Here is a 3463-nt window from a genome sequence, read left to right on the forward strand (position 1 = left end):
GACTGGAAAGCGTTGATGGATTTCCAACTTATACGCCCCTTTAGCGAGCAAACGCCCAAGTGACGGTTTTTGTACGAAACGGCAAAACTACCCAAATTCCACAAACTTAATTAGTTTTGTTTTTCTAATAGTACTAATTTTAAAAAAAGTTATCAAGTGGTTAAATTCTACATTTGGAAAGGAAACGTCTTAACTTTCTATTGCTCCTCAGTAGCTCCACCGTCTTTTCCAAGCACATACTACTCAATGAAACTATTCTAGAGCAAGTGGGTAGATTATGGCAAAAATGCTTACCTGCCTGGCAACAAAAAGCTAAGAGTGATTATAACTAGGGACTTTCATCAGACTCTCATGATATAAAATGTCCTATAAATCTGTTTTTTGTACAAAGTCCGTCCTTAGTACTAGAACCTAAGCGCACTTACTACAGAAGTAGTAAGTATAAAATGCTGTCGTTTATGATAGTTGCGGTAAGTTTGCCCCAAAACTGACTGGGCGATACACAGGAAAAGGAATAATTTGACTACAAGGAGATGTAAGAATCGCATAGTCGTATAGAAAAAATGGATGTGTTGGCCAGTGGTTGAGCGGCTCAATGGCGCTGATTTCCTGACAAGTTAAGGAAACTAATTGATAAATCCTAACAAATTAAGGATGAATTTATTAAACGGTAAGTGCTCTTTAGGGTTAGCGTATTATATGGTTAGTGTGTGAGCCCACCCCCAGCCGCACAGTAGGGATACATCACAGTCAAAACCCTGCCCTACTCTTGGCGCTTTCAACCTCTTTTATGGCATCGCACAGCCATTTTAGCGTGTTTGAAAAAACACCCTACGCACAAAGGAGTTGAAAACCTTACGCACGCTCCCCTGCGTTTTGCCTGTGAAACCCCTACTCTCCTTCCCACTCCCACCCATATCTATAAGGACTTTTTTCTCTTTTTCATAGCAAAAGTAGAAAATGACTGTGTACCCCAAAAGGTCAAGCCCTTCGGGTTGTTTCATAAAAAATCTCCACCCTTTGGGTCGTATTTTTTATTCACAAACCTTGTGAGGTACTCCATCATTTTCAAAAAAAAGCATGAAAAAAGAAAAAATAATTTGTATTTGTATCTAAATATATAGGAATAGTTTGTATTTAATGCAATTTTCGCGGCGACTTCTTGTTATTAAAAATACAACATTCCGTTTTTTTCCATACCGAAACCCACCAAAATAAAGTACACAGGCGGGGAACGGAAACGCCTACTCTCATAGAGCGGGTATTCCTTTTACCTTTTGTACAGGTCTTATGGGACTTCGGCGTAAATATCGGAATCGCTCACGTTTTTCCTTCTCATACGTTATTGTAGATACTCTCAACTATTTTATAACCTATCTTAAAATAATACTTTAATGGTAATATTTTAAGATGACTTATATTAAAAAATACTCAATTTTAGTATATTGGTATTGGTATATAAAATTAAATTTTACACTGTTGGTATTTTTAAAATATATTAAATGTTTGTACGTAATTTAATAATATATTAATAAAATTGGTAGTTTTATTAATTGTTGATATATTTGAATTAGTCAATTAATGGAGACATTCATATGCAGACAAATAGAATATTTATTATTGACCCGTACCGAAAAAAAGTTTTTGAGAAACATATTAATATTTCGCAACTTAGTAATGAAATAAGTTCATTGTTAAATTCTTCATTATTTTCTTATATACCAATAGACAATGAGATTCAATTAATTTATGACGATACCTTACTAACAAATCCTCCTACAAACCTACCATATTTTTTGTTTGGTGAATGGGAAATACCTGGCATAGGCATATTAGTTGGTAGTGGCGATAATAATTTTTTTTCTGCTGAAATAGACTTAAACAAACTTAGAAGGGAGGTATGGTTTTTTGAATAATGATAGTGTAAATTTTATACGATTATATAACAAAAATCATTTAAGTATTTGATTATTAATGAATAATAAATTTGGTAGTTGCTTAAAATTTGATTAATTTAGTAATCTAATCAATCACTATTAATCTCATTACTAATGAATACTTCAATAAACAATCCATCTGTATCTGACATTTATCAGATAGTATCTGACACTATTGTTAAGCAAATAGAAACAGGTACACCTCCTTGGAAAAAGCCTGTATTATCAGTACGTTTTGAAAACGGTACAGTATTAAATCGACCCTGTAATTTTGTTACAAAACGAGCATATGAGGGTATTAATATGTTCCTTCTATCCTGCACTCCCCATATAGTTCCGATGTTTTTAACATTTAACCAAGTACAATCTTTGAAAGGTAAGGTTAAAAAAGGGGCAAAAGGTTACATTGTTGTATTCTGGAAAAAAGAAATAGTGAAATTTACGGTAAATGATGGTGAAGAGAAGGAAAAAGAACGATTTTTTTTAACTTATCATAAAGTTTTTAATGTAGAAGATACAACGATTGATTACCAAAAATATATCGTCAAAGAGGTATCACAGCCTAAAAAAGCGGCCATAAAAATAGAATCTTGTGAGGCCATTATCAAGGGATATGTAAATCCTCCCAAAATAGTTACTTCCGAGACTGATATGTGTTATTATCCATTAAACGATAAAATTGGAATACCTGCCTATACAAGATTTAAAAAAGGGACTGAGTATTATCACGTACTCTTTCACGAAATGATACACAGTACTGGCCATCGAAGCAGACTAAACCGCGAAGGTATTGAAGATTTTAGCGGTTTTGGCTCTGCCTCATATTCAAAAGAAGAGTTAATTGCTGAACTTGGAGCAGCATTTTTAGGAAAGATTTCGGGCATAGATACACCTGAAACAGTTACTAACTCGGCAGCCTACATAAAAGGGTGGCTAGAGCCCCTCAAAAACGATAAAAAATTCTTTTTTGAGGCGTGCAGTAAAGCAACAAAAGCCGTTGAATATATCTTAGGTGTTCGTCACTTAGCTTAAAAAACAAAATTCCCCTTAGGCTTTGGCCAAGGGGAAAGCCTAAGCTAATCAATCACTATCAACATAGACCAACACAAAATTATGCGTTTTTTTGGCTTTTTTAAGCCAAATAGCTTATTTTGTGTTGGTCGCGCAAGGGGGAGTCCCCCCTTGACCCCCCTATTTATATTTATCTCTATTTTTTATGGAAAATTTTTTGGATCATGTAAATGAAACACTACAAATTACGAGTAATGCGGTAGTGAATGAGGCAAGACATAATAACTATCCCGTCTATTATTCGGCCTTGGGCCTATCTGTAGAAGTATGGCCTAAAAATCAGAATATCTTTATCGAGGCAACTCCTGACGTTTTGGAAAAGTTAGGTATCAAACTCGAAGATTTACAAGCAGAGGTATTATAATGAAAGATGAAAAACCTCAATTTATTTTGGTTGCAGGTGGTAATGGTACGGGTAAAACTACGTATATAGACCAAAATTTTGATGAAAAAAA

At 34.3% G+C, this 3463-nt stretch carries 2 protein-coding genes; both read left to right on the forward strand.

Going from position 1 to position 3463, the window contains the following annotated elements:
* Positions 1-2051: 2051 nt before the first annotated feature.
* Positions 2052-2969, forward strand: a complete 918-nt coding sequence (locus K339_RS0109795; protein WP_037300000.1) for an ArdC family protein — start codon at positions 2052-2054, stop codon at positions 2967-2969.
* Positions 2970-3153: 184 nt separating this feature from the next.
* On the forward strand, positions 3154-3372 hold the full coding sequence (locus tag K339_RS0109800; RefSeq protein ID WP_028523424.1) for a hypothetical protein: 219 nt from the start codon (positions 3154-3156) through the stop codon (positions 3370-3372).
* Positions 3373-3463: the final 91 nt, after the last annotated feature.

The organism is Runella limosa DSM 17973 (assembly GCF_000482465.1).
Lineage (GTDB): Bacteria > Bacteroidota > Bacteroidia > Cytophagales > Spirosomataceae > Runella > Runella limosa.

Bases quoted from the DNA above. Each gene is read 5' to 3' on its own strand.
- K339_RS0109795 (WP_037300000.1), top strand. From the start codon at position 2,052: ATGAATACTTCAATAAACAATCCATCTGTATCTGACATTTATCAGATA.
- K339_RS0109800 (WP_028523424.1), top strand. From the start codon at position 3,154: ATGGAAAATTTTTTGGATCATGTAAATGAAACACTACAAATTACGAGT.